16 protein-coding genes and 1 pseudogene are annotated in these 24,081 nt (G+C 39.3%); 6 read left to right on the top strand and 11 right to left on the bottom strand.

From position 1 onward, the window contains the following. Window positions 1-7: 7 nt before the first annotated feature. Window positions 8-1,417 carry a cell wall metabolism sensor histidine kinase WalK gene (locus tag BWD47_RS15630; RefSeq protein ID WP_075594283.1) on the bottom strand — a complete coding sequence of 470 codons (1,410 nt, stop codon included), beginning with the start codon at window positions 1,415-1,417 and terminating at the stop codon, window positions 8-10. Then, entirely contained in the window at window positions 1,417-2,091 is a 675-nt protein-coding gene (locus BWD47_RS15625; protein WP_036969661.1) for a response regulator transcription factor, read from the bottom strand. The genes BWD47_RS15630 and BWD47_RS15625 overlap by 1 nt, the downstream gene beginning before the upstream one ends. A gap of 174 nt (window positions 2,092-2,265) precedes the next feature. Here BWD47_RS15625 and BWD47_RS15620 point away from each other — a divergent pair, with 174 nt between their 5' ends. Genes BWD47_RS15620 through BWD47_RS15610 form a run of 3 tightly spaced genes read left to right on the top strand, consistent with a single transcriptional unit; the run spans window position 2,266 to window position 6,251 of the window. Beyond that, window positions 2,266-4,209 (top strand): LTA synthase family protein, encoded by a 1,944-nt coding sequence (locus tag BWD47_RS15620; protein ID WP_065979770.1) that lies wholly within the window; start codon window positions 2,266-2,268, stop codon window positions 4,207-4,209. A gap of 15 nt (window positions 4,210-4,224) precedes the next feature. After that, the gene (locus BWD47_RS15615; protein ID WP_075594282.1) at window positions 4,225-5,850 is read left to right on the top strand and encodes a phosphoethanolamine transferase; all 1,626 of its coding nucleotides are present in this window, start codon (window positions 4,225-4,227) and stop codon (window positions 5,848-5,850) included. A 20-nt stretch (window positions 5,851-5,870) separates the two neighbouring features. Further along, window positions 5,871-6,251: a diacylglycerol kinase gene (locus BWD47_RS15610; RefSeq protein ID WP_075594281.1), complete on the top strand. Its 381-nt coding sequence runs from the start codon at window positions 5,871-5,873 to the stop codon at window positions 6,249-6,251. Here BWD47_RS15610 and BWD47_RS15605 read toward each other — a convergent pair. The 4 genes from BWD47_RS15605 to BWD47_RS15590 form a co-directional block, all read right to left on the bottom strand. Beyond that, window positions 6,248-6,481 carry a hypothetical protein gene (locus BWD47_RS15605; protein ID WP_075594280.1) on the bottom strand — a complete coding sequence of 78 codons (234 nt, stop codon included), beginning with the start codon at window positions 6,479-6,481 and terminating at the stop codon, window positions 6,248-6,250. The genes BWD47_RS15610 and BWD47_RS15605 overlap by 4 nt on opposite strands. Before the next feature lie 49 nt (window positions 6,482-6,530). Then, window positions 6,531-7,283 (bottom strand): hypothetical protein, encoded by a 753-nt coding sequence (locus tag BWD47_RS15600; protein ID WP_083633678.1) that lies wholly within the window; start codon window positions 7,281-7,283, stop codon window positions 6,531-6,533. 62 nt (window positions 7,284-7,345) lie between these two features. Next, complete coding sequence (locus BWD47_RS15595; protein WP_075594279.1) at window positions 7,346-8,863, bottom strand: glycoside hydrolase family 10 protein; 1,518 nt, start codon at window positions 8,861-8,863, stop codon at window positions 7,346-7,348. Between the two features lie 77 nt (window positions 8,864-8,940). Further along, entirely contained in the window at window positions 8,941-11,580 is a 2,640-nt protein-coding gene (locus BWD47_RS15590) for a TonB-dependent receptor (RefSeq protein ID WP_036969673.1), read from the bottom strand. 1,004 nt (window positions 11,581-12,584) lie between these two features. Between BWD47_RS15590 and BWD47_RS15585 the strand changes: the two genes are divergently transcribed. Both BWD47_RS15585 and BWD47_RS15580 read left to right on the top strand, forming a co-directional pair. Then, window positions 12,585-12,785 (top strand): hypothetical protein, encoded by a 201-nt coding sequence (locus BWD47_RS15585; protein WP_075594278.1) that lies wholly within the window; start codon window positions 12,585-12,587, stop codon window positions 12,783-12,785. Window positions 12,786-13,057: 272 nt separating this feature from the next. Then, entirely contained in the window at window positions 13,058-14,437 is a 1,380-nt protein-coding gene (locus BWD47_RS15580; protein WP_075594277.1) for an alpha-amylase family glycosyl hydrolase, read from the top strand. A gap of 371 nt (window positions 14,438-14,808) precedes the next feature. Here BWD47_RS15580 and BWD47_RS15575 read toward each other — a convergent pair. Then, window positions 14,809-15,372 (bottom strand): annotated as a pseudogene (locus BWD47_RS15575) (cytochrome b); the annotation flags it as partial. Between the two features lie 1,352 nt (window positions 15,373-16,724). Between BWD47_RS15575 and BWD47_RS15565 the strand changes: the two are divergent. Continuing rightward, on the top strand, window positions 16,725-17,720 hold the full coding sequence (locus BWD47_RS15565) for a LacI family DNA-binding transcriptional regulator (protein WP_075594274.1): 996 nt from the start codon (window positions 16,725-16,727) through the stop codon (window positions 17,718-17,720). On the opposite strand, the gene BWD47_RS15560 is transcribed toward BWD47_RS15565, so the two are convergent. The 4 genes from BWD47_RS15560 to BWD47_RS15545 all read right to left on the bottom strand — a co-directional run bounded on the left by BWD47_RS15560 (window position 17,701) and on the right by BWD47_RS15545 (window position 24,066). After that, a complete protein-coding gene (locus BWD47_RS15560; protein ID WP_075594273.1) occupies window positions 17,701-18,906 on the bottom strand; it encodes an oligosaccharide MFS transporter in 1,206 nt (401 codons plus the stop codon). The two genes, BWD47_RS15565 and BWD47_RS15560, sit on opposite strands and share 20 nt — an antisense overlap. 62 nt (window positions 18,907-18,968) lie before the next feature. Beyond that, window positions 18,969-20,978 carry a glycoside hydrolase family 32 protein gene (locus BWD47_RS15555; RefSeq protein ID WP_075594272.1) on the bottom strand — a complete coding sequence of 670 codons (2,010 nt, stop codon included), beginning with the start codon at window positions 20,976-20,978 and terminating at the stop codon, window positions 18,969-18,971. Further along, window positions 20,965-22,302 (bottom strand): sugar porter family MFS transporter, encoded by a 1,338-nt coding sequence (locus tag BWD47_RS15550; protein ID WP_075594271.1) that lies wholly within the window; start codon window positions 22,300-22,302, stop codon window positions 20,965-20,967. The genes BWD47_RS15555 and BWD47_RS15550 overlap by 14 nt, the downstream gene beginning before the upstream one ends. A gap of 51 nt (window positions 22,303-22,353) precedes the next feature. Further along, the gene (locus BWD47_RS15545) at window positions 22,354-24,066 is read right to left on the bottom strand and encodes a RagB/SusD family nutrient uptake outer membrane protein (RefSeq protein ID WP_075594270.1); all 1,713 of its coding nucleotides are present in this window, start codon (window positions 24,064-24,066) and stop codon (window positions 22,354-22,356) included. Window positions 24,067-24,081: the final 15 nt, after the last annotated feature.

The following is a 24,081-nucleotide window of genomic DNA, read 5'->3' as shown; positions in this document are numbered from 1 at the left end:
CAAAATTTCACTTTAATTTCAAACTAAAGGTAATAATTTCATCATTTAACTCAACGTTAAGTTCGGCGTTTATCGATGTGCTTAACGCTTTGGCAATCGATAATCCAAGACCAAAATTATCGCTGGATGTTCTGGCACTGTCTTTTTGCCACAGTGGATCAAATAACTGGCTAATATCTTCATCGGTTAAGGGTATTTTTAATTCATTAGAAACAGATAATTGCAACTTACCCTCTTTATTAAGGAGCGTACTTACAGTCACTACACTCTTTTCTGGGCTGTATTGTTTAGCGTTATTCACAAGATTGATGATGATTGATTCAAGTGCAAATAGGTTACTAACAATAGCTGGGATATCTTCTTGAAGTGCAAATTCAACTCGCTCTAGAACGCACCTTTCTAAGGTACGCATTATGACCTGATTTAAATCGCAAGCATCTTGTTTTGGTAAGGCTTCATTACTGTATTTATGCAGTAGCAATAGGTTCGACACAATGCTTTTTAACCGTTGGCTAATTTTCAGTACCTCGGGTTTAAAATCGGCTTCAAATTCTTTTTCATCAGGAAAACGAATGGCCACTTCGGCCATGTTGATTAGCTCAGCAATGGGGGTTTTTAGTTCGTGAGCGATGTCTGACGTTAAACGTTTTTCGCGAAAGTACAGCTGCCTATTTTCTTTAATAAAGGCATTCAAGCTATTTACAATCGGCTGCAGCTCTTTAACTGGTTCTTCAACGACAATTATTGCATTTTTATCTGCGATACTAAGCCGACTAATATCACGATTGAGTTTATTCAGTGGCGCTAAAGAACTGTCGACCGATTTACGTACAAAGAGCCGAATAAAAACAATGACTGTCACTGTGGTTACAATAAAAATAACGTCAATTAACCACAAAATAAAATCAACTTCTTCAGAAGACGCGGCATAGGCCAAAGTAAGCGTGCTGTGATGTGGTCTACTCACTCCATTATAAAAATTCCTATGTGAGTGCGAGTCAAGTTGCGGCTGAAAACGAGTATAAATGATTCGTCCGTCACGACCATCCGGTAGCTGGGTGGTCATTATTTTCGCTTCACCCAATTTTAACTCTTCAAACTTAAGGTTCTTCAAAGCAAATAAATTAAGGCTTTGTGAGCGTGTAAACACTCCCTCCTCAGTCCAAATCTGAAAATACTCAGGCTCAAACTGCCCATCAAACTCTGGCATAAATTCACTCGAGAAATTAAAAGCCACCCCTTCTTCATCTTCATGTACCAAAGTCATCAGCATGCCAGCTTTTGAGTGTAAGCCACGGTTAAACTCATTATCAATCCAATTATCGACTGCAATATCTGTGGCTAATAAAATACCTAAAACAAGCCCAGTTATCGCTATGGATAGAGTAAAAACTAATTTACTGCGAATTGATTTCATCACCTTCCTTGAATTATGTAACCAAAACCACGCTTGGTTTGAATAGGTAACTCACCACCTGCCGCTCTGACCTTTTTACGTGCTGATGATAAATGCGCCTCAATAGAGTTTTTCGAAACTAAGTCATATTGCCCTGCAATATAAGTACTTAACTTTTCTGATGTAATCACTTTATTTTGATTACTAAATAAGCACTCAACAATTTTGTATTCGTTGGGCGTAAGGTCGATTACAGTGTCACCGACTTGCAACAGTTTTAATTGTAAGTTCAAAGCCAAGTTATCGATGCGGATCACATCACTGATTGTTTTCAAGCCACCGCGACGCATCAAGTTTAATAACCTTGCATGAAGCTCATCAAACGAAAATGGTTTTGTTAGGTAGTCATCGGCCCCAGTCAGCAGCCCTTTCACTTTGTCTTCAGGTTCTTGCTTGGCAGATAAAATGAGCACACGCACATCGAGCTGCTTTGCTCTTATGGTTTGTAATAACGTAATACCATCAATACTGGGTAACATAATGTCGAGTACTATTAATTCGTACTCTCCTGTCATTGCCATACTAAGTCCTTCAGCGCCATCGCCAGTTTCATCAATGGTAAAACCTAAGTTTTCAAGACCAACTCGTAGACTACGTCTTAATGACACTGAATCTTCAATAATTAACAATTTCATATGTTACTCAAATAAGTAAAAACTCTTCTACCTCATCAGGTTACAGCACCAAACTTAAGATTCACTTAAGATTTACTGAAGTTTTTCTGGTTTAGAAAATATTAAGATTACCATAAGGATTTCTTAAGTTTTGCTTCCTACTATTGCCGTAGTTTCGATTAAGAAAGTACGACTATGACAGCAAAACTCTCCGTTTTAAAACCTTTGTTTCGTTTTACCTTATTATTAATGACAGTTTTTATGCTGTCGAGAATTGGCTTACTGTTATGGCAGCAGCAACGGCTTGTTGATGGTGATAGCATAGCTGTGCTAATTGGTGGCCTGAGAATCGATTTGAGTAGCCTAGGTTACCTATCAGCTTTAGCCGTTTTGATGTTACTTGCTAACGTGTTTTTGCGCAGTAAAACCGCTTTATTTCAACATGCTTTTACTCTTTATAGCAGCCTAGTCGTAACTTTAATCGTGGTTGTTGAGGCTTCGACACCCGCATTTATTAACCAATACGATGTGCGACCAAATCGCTTGTTTGTCGAATACCTAGATTACCCTCAAGAAGTATTCTCTATGCTGTTAAATGGCCATCAGCTGGCTATGATAAGCACCTTAATTATTGCAACACTAAGTTGTGTGTTTGCGTATCGCTTTATAAATGCAGCATTTAGTAAACAACAAAACACTAAAAAGGCTAGCCAAGTGGTAATACTCGTTACCACCTTAATAATTTGTTTAATTAGCGCAAGAGGTACTGTAAGTCATCGCCCTCTAAATCCGGCATTAGTGTATTTTTCGGGTGACTCGCTGGTTAATTCACTGGTGCTCAACTCACCCTACAGTGTAGCGTTTGCGTTAAAAAATATGGGTAATGAAAAGAATGCCAGTAGTCTATATGGCACCATGCCACGCAGTGACATTATCGACACCGTTAAAAAAGCATCATATCGCTCACAGTTCACCATTGAGGCAATCCCAACGCTTGCTGCTAACACAGCGTTTAACCATAAAAGTAAAAAGAACTTAGTGATCATTTTAGAAGAGAGCTTAGGTGCTCGTTTTGTCGGGGAGTTAGGTGGCATTGGTGTTACACCACACCTTGATAAGCTGTATAAAGAAGGTTGGGGATTTAACAATTTATATGCAACGGGTACACGTTCTGTCCGAGGAATTGAAGCTGTAACAACCGGTTTTATCCCCTCACCTTCTCGCTCAGTAGTAAAGCTATCAAAGTCACAGCATAACTTCTTTTCACTTGCCGATGTACTGGCACGCACAGGTTATACCACCCAATTTATTTATGGCGGAGAAAGTCACTTCGATAACATGAAAAGCTTTTTCTTAGGCAATGGCTTTAGCGATATTGTAGATATTAATGACATACAAAGCCCAGAGTTTATCTCATCTTGGGGAGTAAGCGACGAAGACTTATTCAATCAAGCTGATAAAGAGCTAAACGAGCTAAATAAAGCGGGCAAACCTTTTTTCAGCCTTGTGTTTACTTCAAGTAATCACGATCCCTTTGATATTCCAGAAGGTAAGGTAACGCTGCCTGAAGGCCACGACCCTCAAAACTACAAACGCGATCTCGCAATTAAATACGCTGACTACGCGCTAGGTAAATTCATCACAAAAGCCAAAACACAAGATTACTGGCAAGACACGGTATTTTTAGTGGTTGCTGATCATGATGTGCGCGTGTTTGGCTCAGAGCCTGTGCCGCTTAAATCTTTCCATATTCCTGCGGTCATTTTAAACAGTGATATGAAAGCAAAGCGTGATACTCGCTTAGTAAGCCAAATGGATTTACCGGTAACCTTGTTATCGTTATTAGGTGTTGAACAAGCGACCCCAATGATCGGCTACGACTTAACAAAACAATACCCCGTAGAGCGCGCCATGATGCAGTACTACGACAACTTTGCTTACGTAGAAAATGGTGAAGCCGTGATCCTGATGCCAAACCAAAAAGTGAGCTATTGGCGCTATGACCCTGCTAGTAAAACCCAAGTTGCCATCGATAACGCAGATAGCAGCGTTGAGCTTGCCAAAAAAGCCTTAGCTCACGTCTTATTTAGCAATTTAGCTTATACCGAACAGTTGTATCGCTTACCAAATAAACCGTAGCGATGAGGAATGATTATGAGCATGCAAATTAAACAACTCCTTACTAAAAAATGGCACGTTAGCTACAGCCAATTTGTCTGGCTGGTGTCGTTTTACTTGGTTATAGCATTTAATGGCCTGTTTTTATTTAACATGCTTGAAGCTGCCAGCAAACCTGAACATATCAATTGGTTATTTATAGCAAGCGTACCTTTTTTCTTATTAGCACTGACGGCAATGGTATTGAGTTGGTTATCGTTAATCACCTTTGTAAAACCCGTGCTTTTAACAAGCATCGTAGTTTCGTCGCTGTTGTTTTATGCAACCTTAAATTACGGTGTTATCTTTGATAAAAGCATGTTGCAAAATGTCTTAGAAACAAATTCAGGTGAGGCATTTTCATACCTAAATGTACAAGTCATCGCTTTTATTGGTGTGCTTGGGGTGCTCCCAGCCTATTTGTTTTCTCGCTTTAAAATTGTCGGAAACTTTCGTGTTCGCCTAAAAAGCTTTGCGTTTCTTAACGTCACAGCGTTTATTGCTGTAGCCGTTATTGCTGTGCCATTTTATAAAGATTATGCCTCTGTAGGGCGTAATAACCGCCAGCTAACAAGTTACATAACTCCCTTTGCATTTTACACCGCAAGCTATAAGTACTTGCGCGATAATTATTTTTACCCGCCTTTACCATTTAAAGTATTAGATAAAACACCGCATTTATTGGCTGAGCAGCAAAGCTCACTCACCATTATGGTGGTAGGCGAAACAGCCAGAGCAGCTAACTTTTCACTGCAAGGTTATGACAAGAAAACGAATCCATATACACCAAAACTCGGTGTGAAATACTTCAGCGATGTCAGCTCATGTGGCACCGCAACAGCCATTTCTGTGCCTTGTATGTTCTCGCGTTTAGATAGAAATGAATACGATTCCCGGCTTGCGCAGAGCCAAGAAAATGTGCTTGATCTAATCCAGCGAAGTGGTGTTGAAGTCACTTGGATTGACAATAACAGCAGCTGTAAAGGCGTTTGTGTTCGCGTTAAGTCTAAGACTATCGAACCAAATAAAATAAATACACAGTGTGATGGCCATTACTGTTTTGATGAAGTACTCGTTGAAGAGTTAGCTGCAACACTTGCCAAGAGTCATGCGACGCACCAACTAGTCGTGCTACACATGATTGGCTCGCATGGGCCAACCTACTATCGCCGCTATCCAGAAAAAGAGACTAAATTTTTGCCTGACTGCCCACGTAGCGATATCCAAAATTGTAGCAGCGAGCAACTCACAAACACCTATGACAATACCATTGCTTATACCGACTTAGTGCTGAGTAAACTAATCAACTTGCTTAAAGACAGTAAGGCGGATGATAAATCACTGTTATATGTCTCTGATCATGGTGAGTCGTTAGGTGAAAAAGGTTTGTATTTACATGGCTTCCCATACGCATTAGCGCCTAAAGAGCAAACCCAAGTGCCTATGCTATTTTGGAGTAATAAACTAGCCGATAGCCGCTTTAACCAATGTATTGAACAACAGCGTAACCATGCTTTTTCGCACGATAACATTTTTGACACCCTACTTGGCTTAACTCATGTCGGAAGTACTAAATATAACCCTGAGCAAGACATTTTTTATACTTGCTCAAAACAAAGCTAACGAAATAGAGATTTCATACGATGCAATTTGATAGCACTAACAAACCAATAGGCATTAAACGTATTCGCCTAGCATTTAAAAATTCCCAACGTGCATTCACGTGGTTAGCAAAGCATGAGTCTGCTTTTAAACAAGAGCTGATACTGTTAGTCCTTGCCATAGCCGTGGTTTTTGTCTGGCAAATTACCCTGTATGAGAAAATCATGCTGCTTGTATCTGTGTTATTTGTGATGTTTGCTGAAGTGGTCAATACGGCAATTGAAGCTGCAATAGACCGCATAGGCCTTGAAATTCATCCATTATCAGGCCTAGCCAAAGACTTGGGGTCAGCAGCTGTACTTATTGCTCTTACGATTTGTGCGCTGGTATGGGGCGGTGTATTTGTTAACAACCTAGGTTAATTCGCTTTTTTATCATCTGGGGTGTCATTACACAATGCACAATGTCGCCCTTTTGATGAGTGATATAAACGGGTTGCGATAAAAATTGCCGTTGCAATAAATGACCAAAGTAGCGCAAAACTTAATGCACTTTGTGTGTCGTGACCTTTAAGGATTTCTACCATAAATAATAAAATAGCCACCAGCGTGAAAACTCTAATGGCTCTTAAAATCCAAAATTTTGTACTCATAACTTACTCCTTTAAAAGAGTAAGCGTAGTGCAAAATAAGCAAAAACACCTAAAAATCCAAAGCAGGCTCAGACAAAACCTGTGCACCATTTTTAAATACTTCTAATTGCCCCGCTGGTGATTGCTCAGTACCTAGCACAATAACATGACACACATAGCGGTAGCCGTTATTCATAAACGTATAAAAATGGTTACCGCCACTGCCATCAAAGCTTAACGTGCCATTTGTTATCACAATGCGTGGTTCATCCGCCATTGTTTGCGTGATGTCCCATGCTGCATAGCGGTATTGATTTTCTGCCAATTCATCAATACGTATTAAATGCTTTTTTGTCTTCCAAGTTAGTATCGGCTGTGTAAATTCGCGAAGACTTTCATGCAGGCGTTGTTTTTGCTTTGCAATAAGCGCTTCACGCCGTGTTTTTTCTGCTTCTGATTCATAGGGAACAGCCCAAATTGAACCATCAAAATCAAGCCACAATTTACCCGAGTCAAACATAATGCCCCGCCAGCCCATCATTTGCCAATCGTGGCGAATATTGGAGGTCGTGATTTTTTCAACGAACGCTTTATCAAAAACCTCATCAAAGCGCGCTATCAGCATGTGCTTGTTTTTAATAGCTTCTAAGGGGGCTTTACGCTTTAGCGGATAATGAACACGCTCTGCGATGGTGTCTTTATCACCCGCTTTAAATGCCGCAACCACTGGCTTAACAAGATTTATATGTTGAGTTGCGGCCATATTTTTTGTCGAAAAAATACATCCCAGCAGCAATACTGCAAATACCTTAATTGCGTTCACTCTGATGCCTACTTTATTGATTTTCATAAGCGTAACAGATAAAGGGATACTGCGTACAGGCTCTACTTAAAGGCGATTTCTGTGGCAGGGCTTTGATTTCCTAGTCTATCCACCGCAATCACTTTTACAGCATTGAGCGACTGCCCCTCTTTTGTTTTATTGACCTTAAGCCAATTAACATCAGGCGTGTAAATTTGATAGTGCCAATCATCACCATATTGCGTGTACACTAAGCTGTGCGCGACGTGTTCGGGGGTTGTATGTTGCCAGCGTAACACTATAGATTCAGCCTGTTGTTGATACTCAAGTTTAAACGGTGATAGAGCGGGCATGTCTATCCAAGGCGTTTCAGGAATTAAAGCTTGATGCTGAAATACGCCATCTGCAATGACGTCACGCATTAATTGGCTCCCATCTAGTGCGGCAACATTCCAAAAAACGGTCCCTGGCGATGCAGTCAAAAATCCACGGTTGATCATTATTTGATTAACCACTTCATCAACACCTGCTTCGTCGAATGATCGCAGCGCATTAATACCCGGCCATAAATGACGACCTTGCGTGTTTTGTGACTGCCACCAGCTTAATAAGAGCGGGTAGCTTTGTGCGTATTGGTTTATTGGCCAATAAAGCTGAGGTGAAAAGTAATCTAACCACCCTTCGTTTAGCCATAACTTGGCATCTGCAAAAAGCGTTTCGTACTGATCCATGCCACGAATGGTACTAGGCTGTGTTGGTCTGTATATACCGAATGGGCTGATCCCGACTAACACATGTGGTTTAATTTCTTTCACCGTACTGTAAAGACGCTGCACAAATGTGTTCACCGCATTGCGTCGCCAGTCTGACACACTTAGCGTCCCACCTGCTTGAATATATGCCTGATATTGCTCAGCATCTGGAAAATCGTCTCCTTCGTTATACGACGGATACGGGTAAAAATAATCATCATAATGAATGCCATCTAAATCATAGCGCGTTACCAGCTCTGTTAATGTATTTAATGTATGAGTGACCACATCTTTATCTGTCGGCAAAAACCAAAAAGTACCATTTTTTAATTTAACCACCTTATCAGGCTGGGTATTCACGACCGACTGCGACGATAATGGCCCGCCTACATGATGATGTGCTCGATATGGATTGATCCATGCGTGAAGCTTTAAGCCACGTTTATGCGCGTTTTCTATCCAAAATTGTAAGGGATCATAATAAGGCTCTGGGGCTTTTCCCTGCTCTTTCGTTAAATAGTAAGACCACGGCTCATAACTACTTTGATAAAGGGCATCAGCTTGGGGCCTCACCTGAAAAATCACCGTATTAAAATTATGTTGTTGCAGCGTATCCAGTATTCTAATTGCGTGTTCTTTTTGCTCTGCAACAGGTAACCCCGGCTCCAGGGGCCAATTTATATTGGCCACTGTCGCAACCCACGCTGCGCGAAATTCTCGCGCGACGACCTGTTGGTGAATTTTGCCAAGCATCTGCTTTTCAGCACTACTGGGCTCAGAACTGGGCAAAAAGCTACATCCAATCAAACCAGAAAACATCAACAAGATAAGTAAATTTTTAAAATGCATAGCTAACCTATTATTAAAAAGGCACAGCATAAATATGCTGTGCCTTAATTAAATGAGTAAACGTCGAATCAATCTGATTAGAATTTCATTTGTGCGCCCAGTAAGAAACGGCGACCGTAGTCATGAATAGCCAACGGACGATTGTTATCAGGCATACCTGTGCTGTTACCCGACGTCGCTTTTTGCTCTTCGTTTGTGAGGTTAATCGCTTGGAAAATAAGATTAAGATTTTCTGTCACGTTGTAACTCATGTTCAAATCATATTGACCAAAGCCATCTTTATACTGGTTTAAACCTAAGTAGTTTGTGTAGAAGTACTCAGAGCGATAAGTGTATGAAACACGTGCAGAGAATGCGCTGTTTTCGTAATAAACCGTGGCATTAAACGTATCTTCAGAGTTATTTGGTAATACGGCTTCTTCACCTGCTTCTTTTTGCTCAGCGGTTTGCTCAAGCTCAGCATCAGAATAGGTATAGTTTGTTTGAATACCAAAACCATACGGTAGTTTTTGGGTATAGTTCACTTCGAAGCCCGCATTTTCGCCACCTAAACCATTTTGTGGCTGCGTCACTAAGAAATCACGCACTTCTTCAATACCGGTATCTGGGTCTGTCCATGTCCACTGTTTTTCAACAGTCGCATTGGTAATATACGAGTCGATATCTTTGTAGAAGTAAGCAAATGATAGAATTGACGATTCATTAAAGTACCACTCTGCCGAAAGGTCATATTGAGTCGCACGATATGGTTTTAAATAAGGATTCCCTTCGGTGCCTTTACACCCTGTGGCAGCTGCACAGTAACCACTTTTGCGTGCAGATAAAAAGTCATAATCAGGGCGAGACATCACTTTTGCTGCAGCAAAACGCACAACAACATCATCGGCTAAATCATAATTAATATTTACACTTGGTAAAAAGTCATCGTAACTATTTGTGCTTTCGACATCTTGAATATTTTCAGGTGCAAAGCTGCGACCTGTGTACTCAACTGAACGCGAATCAAGCTCAGTTTTCACCGCTCGAACACCCATGTTACCGCGCCATTTATTGTAATCGAACACAGCCTTTACATACCCAGCGGTCACGGTCTCTTCTAAATCAAAGGTGTAATCTAAGTGCTCGTATGGGCCACTAGTCGGCGTGGTTGATGAAATCCAATCGGCGTACTTAGCGTTATCAAACTGCCATAAAATTGCATTTGCCCCCTCGCCCATAAAGTCAGAGGCCGAGTCGCTTGCAAACATACCCAAGTGATAAGTTTCACCATCTGCTGACACTTTAGGGTAATTAGCTTTCATTAAACTAGCTGCTTTTGAGTGCTCTCTGTACTTAACACCCGCTTTGATAGCGGTAAAAAAACCACCATCAAGTAAATATTCAACGTCTAATTGACCATAAATTTCTTTTGAGTCATTAAAAATATCGTTTTTATGGTTATAGTCTAAGCGGTAATCTTGTGGACTTAAGTCCGCTGATAAAGTGACATCGGGTGTACCATTTTCAAGTGTAAATGAGGCATCTGTATTAGCATAATATTCTGAATACACATCGCTGACCTCACCATCCGCTTTGCTGTAACCTAATTGCCCCGTTACGGTGTAATTATCAGCTTTGTAAGTTACTTTTAAATCATGCGCTTGAGTCTTAAATTCGCCCTCGTAACCTGCATTACCGTAATAACCTAAATTATTATGAGCCGGTAAATCACCCGCCACTAACGTACCATCAACAATAACAGGATTTTCTACATTACTGATGTTTTGTAAAATAAAACCACTGGAGTAAGTGCCAAACGACTTGTGCTCCGACGATGAATATAAATTGTTAAATACAAAATCCAGATTATCATTTGCAGCATATTGCAGCGTCACGGTTGCGGTGTCTAAATCACTGTCACTAGCATAACGGTTGTAACCCACAGCACCCGGATAAAACTCAGCATTGCCGTCTTGGTTTGCATCAGTACTACGGTAGCCAAAACGTACTTCTTTACTGTCACGTTGCGTCGCTGTTTCTTTGTGAATAAAACCCACATTGAAGCCAAAGTCTTGTGCTTCATTTTTCCACGAGTATAAACCCGATAAATACGGTTTTGTTTCATCAGCATTTTCAAAATGGAAAGCCTTTACTGATAACGCGGCATAATTTGCCTCGCTATCCAACGGCTTACGTGTTTTAACAACAACGGTTCCACCAATTGAGCCTTCGTCAATGTCAGCTTCAGCCGATTTATATACTTCAAGCGTATCAACAAGCTCTGCAGGTAATAACGAATAGTTAAAACCTCGTGATGGGCGCGTAATTGAGGCTGAAGCTGTCGCTGATGCCACGTTTTGCCCGTTCAACAACGTAATATTTAAATGAGGTGCAGTACCACGGATACTTACTCTGTCGCTTTCGCCACCCAAGTCTTTTTCAACCTGAACACCTGGAATACGCTGAAGTGCGTCTGCGACCGTTTGATCTGGAAACTTACCGATGTCTTCTGCAGACACAGCATCAACTACGCTATTTGAAAAGCGCTTCATATTGATACTTTTTTCAACGGAAGCCGCATACCCACGAACTTCTATTTGTTCAATGTCTTCTTTGGTGACTTTCTTTTTATCAGCTTGTTCATCGGCTGCGAAAACCGATGCTGAAGCCCCTAAAACAAGTGATGGAACGAGCGCTTTTTTAATACAAATAGCTAACGCAGAGAATTTTTTATTCATGAAACTGTAACCCTATCGTTTTTTATAAAGTGAGAGATTTTGTGACTACAAACTACATAAATGCTCTTTAGAACAACAAACGGTAACAACTTTATTGTTACATTGCGGCTACAATATTCGTAATAAACTTTAAAATCAAGATATTTTATTCTTTATATTTATTTTTTTAAAAATATAAAATTCTATAAAAGGGACTAAAAGTGTTTAGCTGAATTTTTGCCACATTATTTTTTATCCATTAATCAACGTTATAGAAAACGAGAAAAGGCTATATCGCTTAACACCCCCTGATGAATACGCCTTTATAACGCCTAAAACAGAGAAATTCGCGCTCGGGTTGCTGTTATTGGGTAACCAAAAAGTGCTGATGAGACAGTGGGTATACACACCTCCTAAAAAGAGTATGCTTAACTCATAACTCAGTAAATACAGTACACAGAAAACTGATTGCAAGGGCCGTTGTCACCATAGTACCGCCCCTTTACTTCGGCACTTATCGGCTTTCGCTCTCTGTGCTCGCCGTAATGTATAAATACCTAAACATAAACTTTAACTTTTTGTTCGATTACAAAAAGCGTTTTATCAGCCTTAAAAAATGCCCGATAACATAGTTGCAACCGCCTCTTTTAAAACGCTTGCTAGCTTACTCTGTATGCCATTCACTAAACACATAGCCATTAAATACACAAAACGCATTGAACAAATCTTTTAGTAAAAATCAAGCTAAAACAATGAGATACTAAGCTTGTTAGTTAATTCAATTAAATATGCAGCCTACCTATTACTGTTTTTAGATAAATAACAGCTTATTTTTCAATGCATTATTTTGCGAATATAAAACAGGTTTTTGAACGTTTTTTACCACTGACGCATTAACATTTAGACATAAATTGACGAGATAAAAATGATGAGCCATAGTCATTCAACCCATGCTTTAATCCAAAACAGTAAAACACTCTCAATAAGCAGTGTCATTGCATAAAAAAATAAGGAGGGAGAATGTTATGAGCCGTAAATCAAAATTAATTTACCGTATTATGTTGGCCTCTAAACTTCGTAGCCGTAACAAAGAAATTTCACTGGAAAAACTCAAACAAGATTGCTGCCTGAGCGAGTTTGAATTATTAACCATTATGAAAGAGCTTGAAATCAAACAGCTCGTCAGCTGGGATCCCAATAAATCTGCATTTTTCATCTCTGCTTAATTTCCCAAGATCACATAACGGCTAGCAGTGCTTAATGTTAGCTAGCCGTTTTATTTATTGATACTACCCGTATTGTTTATTGATAAAGGCACCCCTAAATAAACTTAACCATTCCAGAAAACATCAAAAAATAACTACGAAAACACAGCAAATATATCACTTAATCGATTATGTAAATTAAAAGTGAATACGTATGCACTTTATTGTTGCACCGCGATTTGAAGTATATATTTTAATCACATGCTGTTATTCAACTGTGTTTAAGGAATCACATGAATTCATTTCTGCAAAAAAGTTTACTAATACTCACACTGTGTGTGCTCACTGCCTGTACGCAAACCACGTCAACATCCCATGTTTACGAGCCAAAGCCCTATGTAAAGATCACTCACCCCGACTGGTCAAAAAATGCGGTAATGTATCAACTAAACACCCGTCAATTTACGCCCGAAGGCACCTTTAACGCAGCTAAAAAGCAGTTACCTCGTTTAAAAGAGTTAGGTGTCGACATAATCTGGTTAATGCCCGTACACCCAATTGGCGAAGAAAACCGTAAAGGCACTCTCGGCAGCCCATATTCAGTCAAAGACTACAGAAAAGTAAACCCTGAACTGGGCACCCTTGATGACTTAAAAACCTTTGTAAGTGAAGCGCATAACATGGGCATGTACGTTATTTTAGATTGGGTGGCGAATCACAGTGCATGGGATAACTGGCTGCGCTATGAGCACCCTGATTGGTACGAGCGTGACTACCAAGGACAATTTAGACCAACGCCTTGGTGGGATTGGTCTGACATAATCGACTTCGATTACTCAAAACCTGCGCTGCGTGAATACATGACAGAGTCTATGAAGTTCTGGGTAAAAGAAGTCGGTGTAGATGGCTATCGTTGTGACGTAGCCGGTTTCGTTCCCGTTGATTTTTGGAATAATGTACGTCGCGAACTCGATGAAATAAAACCCGTATTAATGCTAGCAGAATGGGAATCTCGTGATTTACACGCTGAAGCCTTTGATATGACCTATGCGTGGTCATGGTCAGAACACATGCACAAAATAGTTAATGGCCATGCCGATGTCAGCGCTCTATTTGTTTACTATTCTTGGAACGAAAGCGCATTCCCTGTAGAGGCTTATCGGCTTGTAGGGGTTGCCAATCACGACTCGAATGCATGGGAAGGAACTATGTTTGAAACCTACGGTGACGCACTTGAAGCGGTCATTACGTTATCGGTCGTAGGTGAAGGTTTCCCAATGATTTATAACGGACAAGAAGCAGGAAACGATAGACGACTCGCCTTTTTTGAACGCGATCCGATTAAGTGGCAACCCCACCCAATCGGTGATTTATATAAATCACTATTTGCACTCAAACATCGTAACGAAGCGCTGTGGAATGGCCAATTTGGTGGGCGTATGGTACACGTACCAAACACGGCTCCAAAACACGTTCTTAGCTTTGTACGCGCAAAAGGCGATGATAAAGTCTTTGCAGTATTTAACCTATCCAAAGAACCGCAAACAGTGAACTTTAAAGAACCATTATTTATCGGTGAATATAAAGAGGCGCTATCGGGGAAAACGGTTAACTTTACCAACGACACAACGTTAAGTTTGCCCGCTTGGGGATTTAAGGTATTCGAAAAATAATGACCTTAGGTACATAACAGCTCTCTTAATTAAGAGGGCTGTTTTAAGGTTCAAAAACAAGGTGTTGATAAAATAAGTTTCGCTCTTTAAAACTTGGTTCTCATAGCTTGGCTGTTATGGCTTGGCTGTTATGCATCGCTGATTTAGCCGTGCTAAAAACAAATTAAAGCACAGCGGTTTCGCAATAAAATCAACGATAAAGTGACTAAAAAGGCCAACTATAATTTGTAAACGTTGGCAATGTAGAGCGAGCCAACGGGCCGACTTAAACGACTTATTGCGTCGTTAAATTAAGCTCACACGCATGAGCAGACCTTGATAATTGTGATACCAGACCTTAAAGCTCCACCTTTTTGGCTTTTGTAATGTGTTTATTTTTTAGAAAACAACATACGTTTAAAAGTGTTATCTGCCAAAACGTAATGGTGAAATAATGCAGCCGCAGCATGTAAGCCTATTAAGTAATAACCAACCTCACCTGCTGTTTCGTGTATTTCTTTTATGGTTTTACCAAGCTCTTTGTTTTCACTTGCCAATGGGGGGAGCTCTACCCCAAAAAATGGCACAGGTTTACCTGCCATACTCAATATTAACCAACCCGCTATCGGCATAGTAAACATAAAGATATACAGCAAAACGTGTACACATTTAGCGAGTGTGCTTTGCCACTTTGCAGGTTCAGGCTGAATAGCAGGTAACGAGCCACTCGCCAAACGCACAATTACCCTCACACACACTAAAACTAAAACCGATAAACCCAACATAAAATGCCACATTTTAAAGGCATCACGGGCTTCAGTGCCTTTTTCAAATAACTCACGTAGTTCAATACTGCCAAAAACAGTGACAATTAATATAAACATTAGCCAGTGCAAGGCAATAGAGAGTGTATTGTAATGAGTTGTTGTATTTTTAAAATTCATAATGCCTCTTGTGTAAAAAACGCATTCAGATAAGTGCTCTTTTTATGCGTAATAAATGTGCAGAATTAGCCTAGCGTATACTCATCCTTGTTTTCATGTTCTAAAACATAAAATGAGTTACTTTTAACTTTTTTGTTTACTACTTTCTTGCTTACTACTTTGCTGGCACTTAACTGTAATTTATTAAACTTAAAATAACCTTATGTATGTTATTAAAATTAAATATCGAGGATAAAAACGATAACCTTAAGTGACCGTTTTAAAAAAATAACGTGCGTTTAAGGGCTATAAACAACTGAGGTTGAAGCAAACAAAGATGTCAGATCTACTTTATTTTATTGCACCAAAATTCTGAATAACTACCATCAATCCAACACTCAACACGAATCGTTCCATACTCTCTTTGTGAGTTTAGTGCTTGGGATATGATTACTTTCTCAGATTGAAGTAGGTTAGAAACTAGATCTAGATCATCCAAGCCCTCTATTTCTATAGTCTTGGATTCATTATCACACTCAACTTGAAAACAGAGTGCCAACTCCCCTTCAAGGCTGTTTTTTCTAGTTGTTAAATCGCTGACAAACCAAGGTCGCTGAAATTCAAAAAGTATTTTGTAGTTACTCATATGCGCTAAAAAATGTCATGTTTATAGCGAGCAGGTAATGTATTTTTCTACACACTCGTGCTCACTTTTAGTGATTGATGTACATGTATCAAATAATATAAGTTGTTGCCACTTTTTTGACTTTAGTCAAAAGTCTCAAATTCGCTCTTAGTTGCGTACCAGATAAAACCTAAAACTAACTCGACTTGTAAGCAGATAAACCAAGACATATTATTCCTTAAAACCAACACCCTACCCTTAAAGAGCATGTACACAAAAAGGTGAATGACACTAAGATTATTATTCAGTTTTTCATATAAATATCCCCCAAGGTTTACTAGATTCTTATACCCCTCCAGCCTTTAATCTGTTGAAAAACTAATGTTGTTCTTTTTACACTCTCAAAATTTCCACCTTAAATTAAGAGAATGAGCTAACAAACTTACAAAAGGGACAAACATTAAGACCCTCTTACGCTAAAATAGTGAACGTTGTATTCTAAGTTAACTTTAAAGCTAGATAGCCTAGTAATCACTTAAGATATGATTTACTTCTATAAATAAACGCTATCATTCACTTTAGATCTGAATACAACAGCTTCAAAATAGTGATTTATTAGGTATACTGAAGAAATAAATTATGTCAAAAATAACGTTAATCCATTAGTTTACTACGATGGTAAGTTCTATAAATGTAGTAAGATCATACCCCCTGAGATTTACAAAAGATATTTTAGTACAAAAGGAATAAACTAGTTACGATGGTTACTATCAAACAAGTTGCTACTCATGCAGGTGTATCATTTAAGACAGTTTCTAGGGTAGTGAACAATGATCCTACTGTGAAAAGTATCAACCGAGAGAAAGTATTAAAATCCATTAAAGAGTTAGGTTACAGGCCAAATAGAGCTGCAAGCTTAACACGCCGAAAAAAATCTAACATTTACGCCATTATTGCGGATGAATTACTAAATATTCCTTACACTTTCGATATGATTCGTGGTGCTCAAGAGGTTGCTTGGCAGCAGAATAAAGAATTGCTGATACTCAATGTCAATGAAACCCAAGCAAGTATAAATAAGGCGATAGAAAGTTTGTTTGAATACAGGGTTGAAGGTGTTATTTACTCTGCAATGTATCACCGCGAAGTTTCGATGGCGGATGAACTAAAGGGGATACCTACAATTTTAGCTAATTGCTTCCCTAAAACATCAACTTTTCCTTGTGTAGTACCAGATGAAAAACAAGCAGGTGAAGAGATTACTTCCGCTCTGATTCGTAAGGGATATAAGCGTATCGCATTTCTAAACTTAAACGAAGATATTGTAGCTGCAAAAGGCCGTAAAGAAGGCGTTATTAGTGCATTCAAAAGTCATAACCTGCCTTTATCTAATTTACTTATTGAATCTGTTATTCACTGTCAGCCCGATGGAAGTGAAGTTTCAAATTCTAGAGTTGCCGCGTCAAGGATTATTGATGAATTTAAACCAGATGCAATTATCTGTGGCCAAGACCCTATGGCTATTGAGATTTACTTTATTGTACATGACAAAGGTATGGAAATAGGCAAAGACATTGGTATCGCTAGTTTCGATAACTGGGGTGATATCCCTGAATTATTGAAGCCAACCTTAACAACAATGGCATTACCTCACTACGCAATGGGTAAATGGGCAATGGAATATTTAATAGATCAGCGTAGCGATATTGTGCATCACCACTTGCCCTTTGAGCTAATTAGTCGCAACTCTTTTTAGGTTTATCATGTGCAAGAGTAAAGTAAGAGATTATTAGAAATAGTGTTACAAGGAAGCCCAAATAACGATAAGTTTGAGCATATCCTATTTGGTCATAGAGCACCCCAACTACTATTGCAAGAATTGAGGCCATAAACTGAGTCGTAAACTGAAAACCAATCATATAAATCATAGCAGAATATCGAGCTTCGAAATGCATATTAATATACTTAAATATCGCTATAATCATCAATGGAAGTTCGACGGCATGCAATAATTTAAGCAGGCTTATACTATAACTATCAGCAACAATTCCTGAAAGGAAGATACGGATAGCCATAAGTACACCACTGCATAACAAAGCACGTTTAATTCCTAAACGATTAACCCATTTCACCCCTAGAAACATAAAGAGTGCTTCAAAGACAACTTGCGCAGACATCAAATAGCCGTAGTATTCTCTTCCTGTGTTACGGTCCTCAAAAAATGTTGTAAAATAAATAGCAAATTGCTGGTCAAAAACAGCGTAAATACACGTTACCCCAATAACAAACGTACTCAACCGCCAAAGCCCCGGTACTTTAAAAAACGACAAAATCCTTTTGTTTTCTAAAAGACTCGGAGAACTATTTAATTGCCCATCATCTGTTGTTACTTTTACGAATTTTAGCAAAACTAAAAAGCAGACTGCAGCAATGCTTGTTAACCAGTAATTTAAACTTGGCGTGATATTAAACGACAGTCCGGCAAAGTAGCTTGCGAAGGCCCATCCTAATGACCCCCACATACGAGCTTTACCAAACTCGAATTGAACAATTCGGCTCTGTTTATCTATATAACTTTCTAATGCCCCCACACCTGCAAGAAATATGAGGGAAAAAAAAGCCCCTCCAATAAAAACAGCCAAGTAAAAATGAGATTTAAGGAAAGGTTCGTAAATTAAGCTAACAAATGGCCCAAGTAAAATCATTGCGATTGCTATGAAATACAATAAACCTTTTTTTAATCCAAGCTTATCTTGAATATAACCGTACCAAGGCATAATAGCTAAAGCAGTAAGCGCATTCACACTAAACACGATCCCTACCTGCTCGCCATTGAGGCCTACTTCTTGACTCAACCAAATTGGGTACAAAGAAAAGGAAAACGACCACGCTATAAAATAAACGAAAAATATGGCACTTAGTAGCCCGTAATTGCGACCCATAACTTATTACGCCTTAAAATCTATCGACCTTATGTTACTATAAGGTCGATGGAATGGTTAAGTTACTTGGTGACTGAAATATTAGTGACGCTTACATCATTTAAAGTAAGTTCTTGTGAGCTCAAAATGGACAGCTGACTATATGGTTCAGTTGGAAACACAACAGATGTCAATGTTGTCTGTCCATCATTGATAAACACCTCTATTGAGCCTTTATCAACCCAAATATCAAATTGATAATTCTCAAGATTAGCAATCACCGGCGCTTTTTGTAAACGCGTAAATTCTTGATCAAAATCACTTAAACCCGATTTACTTCTATCTAGAGAAACGAGGCCTGTTTTTGGATTCAGCAGTATGCTTACACTTTCTTGGTTAATCGAACTTAACTTAATTTCTATAAGCTCTTGGTTTTTGCTATTTGCACCGAATTGCGCCCTAAACTGCCCAGAAGCGATTTTAAAAAGCTCATGTAAAGCATAACTTTTTCGCCCTTCAAGGATAGCTTGTTTTTGTTCACCACTTAATAATGTATCAAGCTCTTTAACAGGAACAGACGCCACTCGTAGTCCTTCATTTGTTTGTAAAAGCTTCAACTCTCTTGGGATTGTCATTGCACCTCTCCATGACTCTGTAGGTACAGTATTAGCGTATTGCCAATTACTCATCCATCCCATGAACAAATGACGACCATCCTTCACATCAGCAAATGTTACGCCAGCATAGTTATCTGTACCATAATCCAACCATACGGATGGTTCGATTTTAGTATTTGCTGCGTGTTCTGAAAATATAATGTCAGAGACTTTAATATGTCCCCAATGAGATATTTCATTATCTACAATTTTAATTTGAGCGCTCTTACCTTCGAATTCACTGACACTCCAAGATTTCTCTAATAAATTTCCGGAGTTATTTCCAGTTGAAGTGCGAACAACTTTATTATCAATAATCAGTTGTGCCGCTGTTCTATTATGGTGTTTACCGCCTGCAATTTTAAAATTTATAAATGGTTTATTAATGTCAAAAGCTGGTGATAACATGCTCCCTGTTGATTCGTCCGTGCCATTAAATGAGCTAACTATAGATTGCTCTCCTTGTTCAACGTGAAATGCATCACCTGTTACGTTCCAACTTTCAATTCCCTTTTCGAAATCACTAAAACTCAGACCTTCTGGGAATGTCGCTGGAGTTGATTTCAGCATCGATTGGTACTGTTTATCCAAAACAAACTTTTTACCATCAAAGTCACCGACAAAGTACTGTGTACCAGAACCTCCGTTTGGTGCCCCAGGGTTTATGCTTACAAGTAAAACATATTTATATTTATCCGTTCCTTCAATTCTAACTCGTATTAGATCAGGACACTCCCATACACCAGCATGACTTCCCCAATCAGCGCCGAAAGTACTTTCCTGCTGCCAATTTTTTAAATCTTTCGATGAATAAAAACCAATATGATCGTCTTGTGCTAATACCATTATCCAGCTATTTGTCTGTAGGTCCCAGCTCACTTTAGGATCGCGAAAATCACGAATGCCTGGATTTTTTAATACTGGATTATCTTCATACTTAGTCCAAGTTCGGCCTTTATCTAAACTATAGGCAATACCTTGAGTTTGAAAATCGATATCACCTGCTTTGGCTTTTTCCTCGTTATGGTAGGTAAAAATTGCAACCATTGGTGGATTTTCTTTACTGCCTAAACCACTTGTATTTTGCCAATCAATGACTGCACTGCCTGAGAAAATAGTGCCATGCTCATCAGGAAATAGTTTAATTGGCTGATGTTCCCAATTAACCATATCTTTACTTATAGCATGGCCCCAATACATAGGCCCCCATACAGTGTCATTTGGGTTATGCTGATAAAATAAGTGATATTCGCCTTTGTAGTACACCATTCCATTCGGATCGTTCATCCAATTTTGAGGAGGTGTAAAGTGATAGGCGGGGCGAAATGCTTCTGCAGCTGAATTTGCCACTAGATCAACGCCCGTTTTTTGTACTTTATCTGTCATGCCGCATGCTGCCATAAATGATGAAATTACGATTAAGTTAACGACTCGCATTTAAAACTCCGTGTTTATTATCTGTATCAATTGAAATAGCTTCTAAAGCACGCCCTTTTGTTTCAGGCATAAACCAAGTAACAAAAATGAGCTGACCTAGCATCATGACGGTGAAAAAAGTAAATACTTCAGATGCAGTGAATTGCTCCAAAAAGAAAGGCATTAATAATGTGATAGCTGCAGCGAAGAACCAGTGCGTTCCTGAGCCGAGTGATTGCCCTTTTGACCGAACTTTATTTGGAAATATTTCTGCAATAAAAACCCAAATAACTGTCCCCTGTCCAATTGCATGAGCAGCAATAAAAATGAAGACAAATGCAACGACTGTAAAACCACCTGAACCAGAGCTAAATGCCCATGCAACTACAGAAAGAGATATAACGTAGCCAAATGAGCCTATAAACATAAGTGCTCTACGACCAAACTTATCGATCAATGACAAACCTAACATCGTAAAACACAAATTAACAATCCCGATCCCTGCACCCGAAAGTAGTGATTGATCGACATCTAAACCTGCTAATTCAAATACTCGTGGAGCATAATAGATAATAAAGTTAATACCTGAAAGTTGATTAAAAGCCGCAAATAGAAACGCAAAACATGCTGCTTTATTATAAGTTCCACCAAACAGTTTTGTTTCTTTGTGCTGTTTGTGATCTTGCTCAATAGCATTCAAAACTATATCGGGATTCTCTTCACCAAGATTCACCAAAATTTGACGTGCTTTGTCGTTCTCACGCTTTTTTTGCACAAGCCAACGAGGGCTTTCAGGCGCTTTTAATATCATGACTAAGTAGATCAATGCTGGAATAGCCTCAACACCCAACATTAATCGCCAATCAATTGATGATGTACCCGATATTAAAAAATTTGAAACAAACGCAATCAATATCCCAAATACAATTTGAAACTGATAGAGCGCAACAAGACGTCCTCTAAATTTTGCAGGGGCAATTTCAGAAATATAGGCAGGGACAACAATAGAGGAAATTCCCACTCCCACACCACCAATAAAACGCAACAACGCAAAGCTATATGGATCAGGCGCGACAGCAGAACCTAAAGCAGAAATAAAGAATAGTATTCCCACCAAAACAAGTGTTGGCTTACGCCCTAACTTATCACATGGGTAATTACCCATCAGTGCACCTAGTAAAGTGCCCCACAATGCCGAAGACATAATAAATAAACCATGAAACAGCGAACTCGTTTCCCACAGTGCTTGGATAGGTTTATCTGCACCTGAAATTACAGCGGTATCAAAACCGAATAAAAAACCAGCTACAGCAACAGTAATAGACCAATAAATAATTTTTTTCATAACAACTTCTTCTTATGAATCAACAGTTAAGTGGGCTTTCGCCCACTCACGTTAATACCCTGAGTTTTGAACGTATAAACCACCACTCAAAATCATTTGCTGATTTGGAATAGGTAGATACTCATGCTTTCCTGCTGTGAATAACGCTTCAACTAAATATGGCTTACGAACAGCCTCAACAGATAAGTACTTATCTATCGTTTCTTTAGCAATTCCCCATCGAACAAGATCAAAGAATCGATGTCCTTCCAACCCTAATTCCAAGCGACGTTCAAAACGTAATGCTTTACGGGCCTGCTCTTGGGTTAAAAACTCGTCATATAGGCCAATGTTATAAATGCTCGCGTTGTGCAGCTTTGCAGTACTTTGCTTAGCGCGAGATCGGATACGATTAATAATCACTAATGCTTCATCAAGACGGTTTAATTCAATTAATGCCTCAGCTTTCCAAAGCAAAACATCAGAGTATCGAATTAGCGGTGTATTCAATGAAAATATTGGAAATGGACCATTTTCACCACGACAGCTACACTGTGGATGCTCAAGGTCTTTCATAGCAGTGAAGTTTCCATAAATCCCTGGCGCTCTAGCCCAGCTATCACCACCATGAATCAGGTCTTCATCATATTTGAATGGTTTTCCTTCCATCGCGACCGTATGATCAAGACGAGGGTCTACAGCATCAAGGGTCATGTCATAGTTCATGTCATTGTATGTATCGAACATAGGCAAGCCTTGCTGATCTGTTTTAAATACATTAACGAAGTTTTCTGTTGGCACATGAAAACCACAACAACCAAAACCACCGGCCATTGGCGCATTCAACGCACTAGGCCAACTACCACGACCATCAGGAGAGCCGTCATTTAAAGAGCGTTGGATGGCAAATACAGATTCAATACCATTTTCACTTTCAAATAAAAAATTATCTGCATAATCATCAAATAAGCCGTAAACACCAGACTGCTCAATTTCATCAACTAAGTTCACAACTCGTTCTAACTTTTGCTGATTTATTTTGACTACTTGATGTTTTTCATTTTGCTCATACGCTTGATATAAAAGAGTTTTTGCTAAATACGCTTTTGCAGAGAGTGCGGAAGCACGACCAACATCCTCTTGAATGTTTGGTAAGTTGTTCGCTGCAAATTCGAAATCAGCAGCAATTTTGTCCCATAACTCTTGATCACTAAAGTCACGGTTAGTCGCTGTTAATATCTGTTCTTGAGTCATCGACTCATCAATCCAAGGAATAAACTTATGGTGAATCTTTAAGTCAAAATAAAAAATACCGCGGATAAAACGCAACTCAGCCTGCTTTGCTTCTCGATTATCAACAGCATCAGCAGCAGCATTAGCAATCACCTGCAGTGCTGCGTTTGTCCGTGAAATACCGGTATAATTACGTGTCCATTTTTTATTATTTAAATCAATCAAATCAGGCGGGAAAGACTCCATATCAGGTACTATCGGTTGATATAATGATAATGCGTGATAAGCAAAAATATCACCTGGGCCATTCCCTCCTTTATGCGCATCTCCAGCTCGTAAGTTGCCAGTAGGCCATAAGAAATTTGGCGCGGTATAATGGTCATTTCCTAAATACGAATACGCTGCGATGATCAAAGAGTCAACGTTATCTGTTGTCGAGACTTGATCTTCAGTCAAAACCCCAGAAGGAGGAGTGTCTAAATCGGCTCCTCCACATGAGGCGAGAGCGAGAGTAAATGCTGTGGCAGCAAACATGGTGGTTAATTTATTCATAGTTTGTACTCTTAT

The organism is Pseudoalteromonas sp. PAB 2.2 (assembly GCF_001938575.1).
Classification (GTDB): domain Bacteria; phylum Pseudomonadota; class Gammaproteobacteria; order Enterobacterales; family Alteromonadaceae; genus Pseudoalteromonas; species Pseudoalteromonas lipolytica.
Note: the sequence above shows the minus strand (reverse complement) of the source record. Positions and strands in the feature narration are given on the sequence as shown.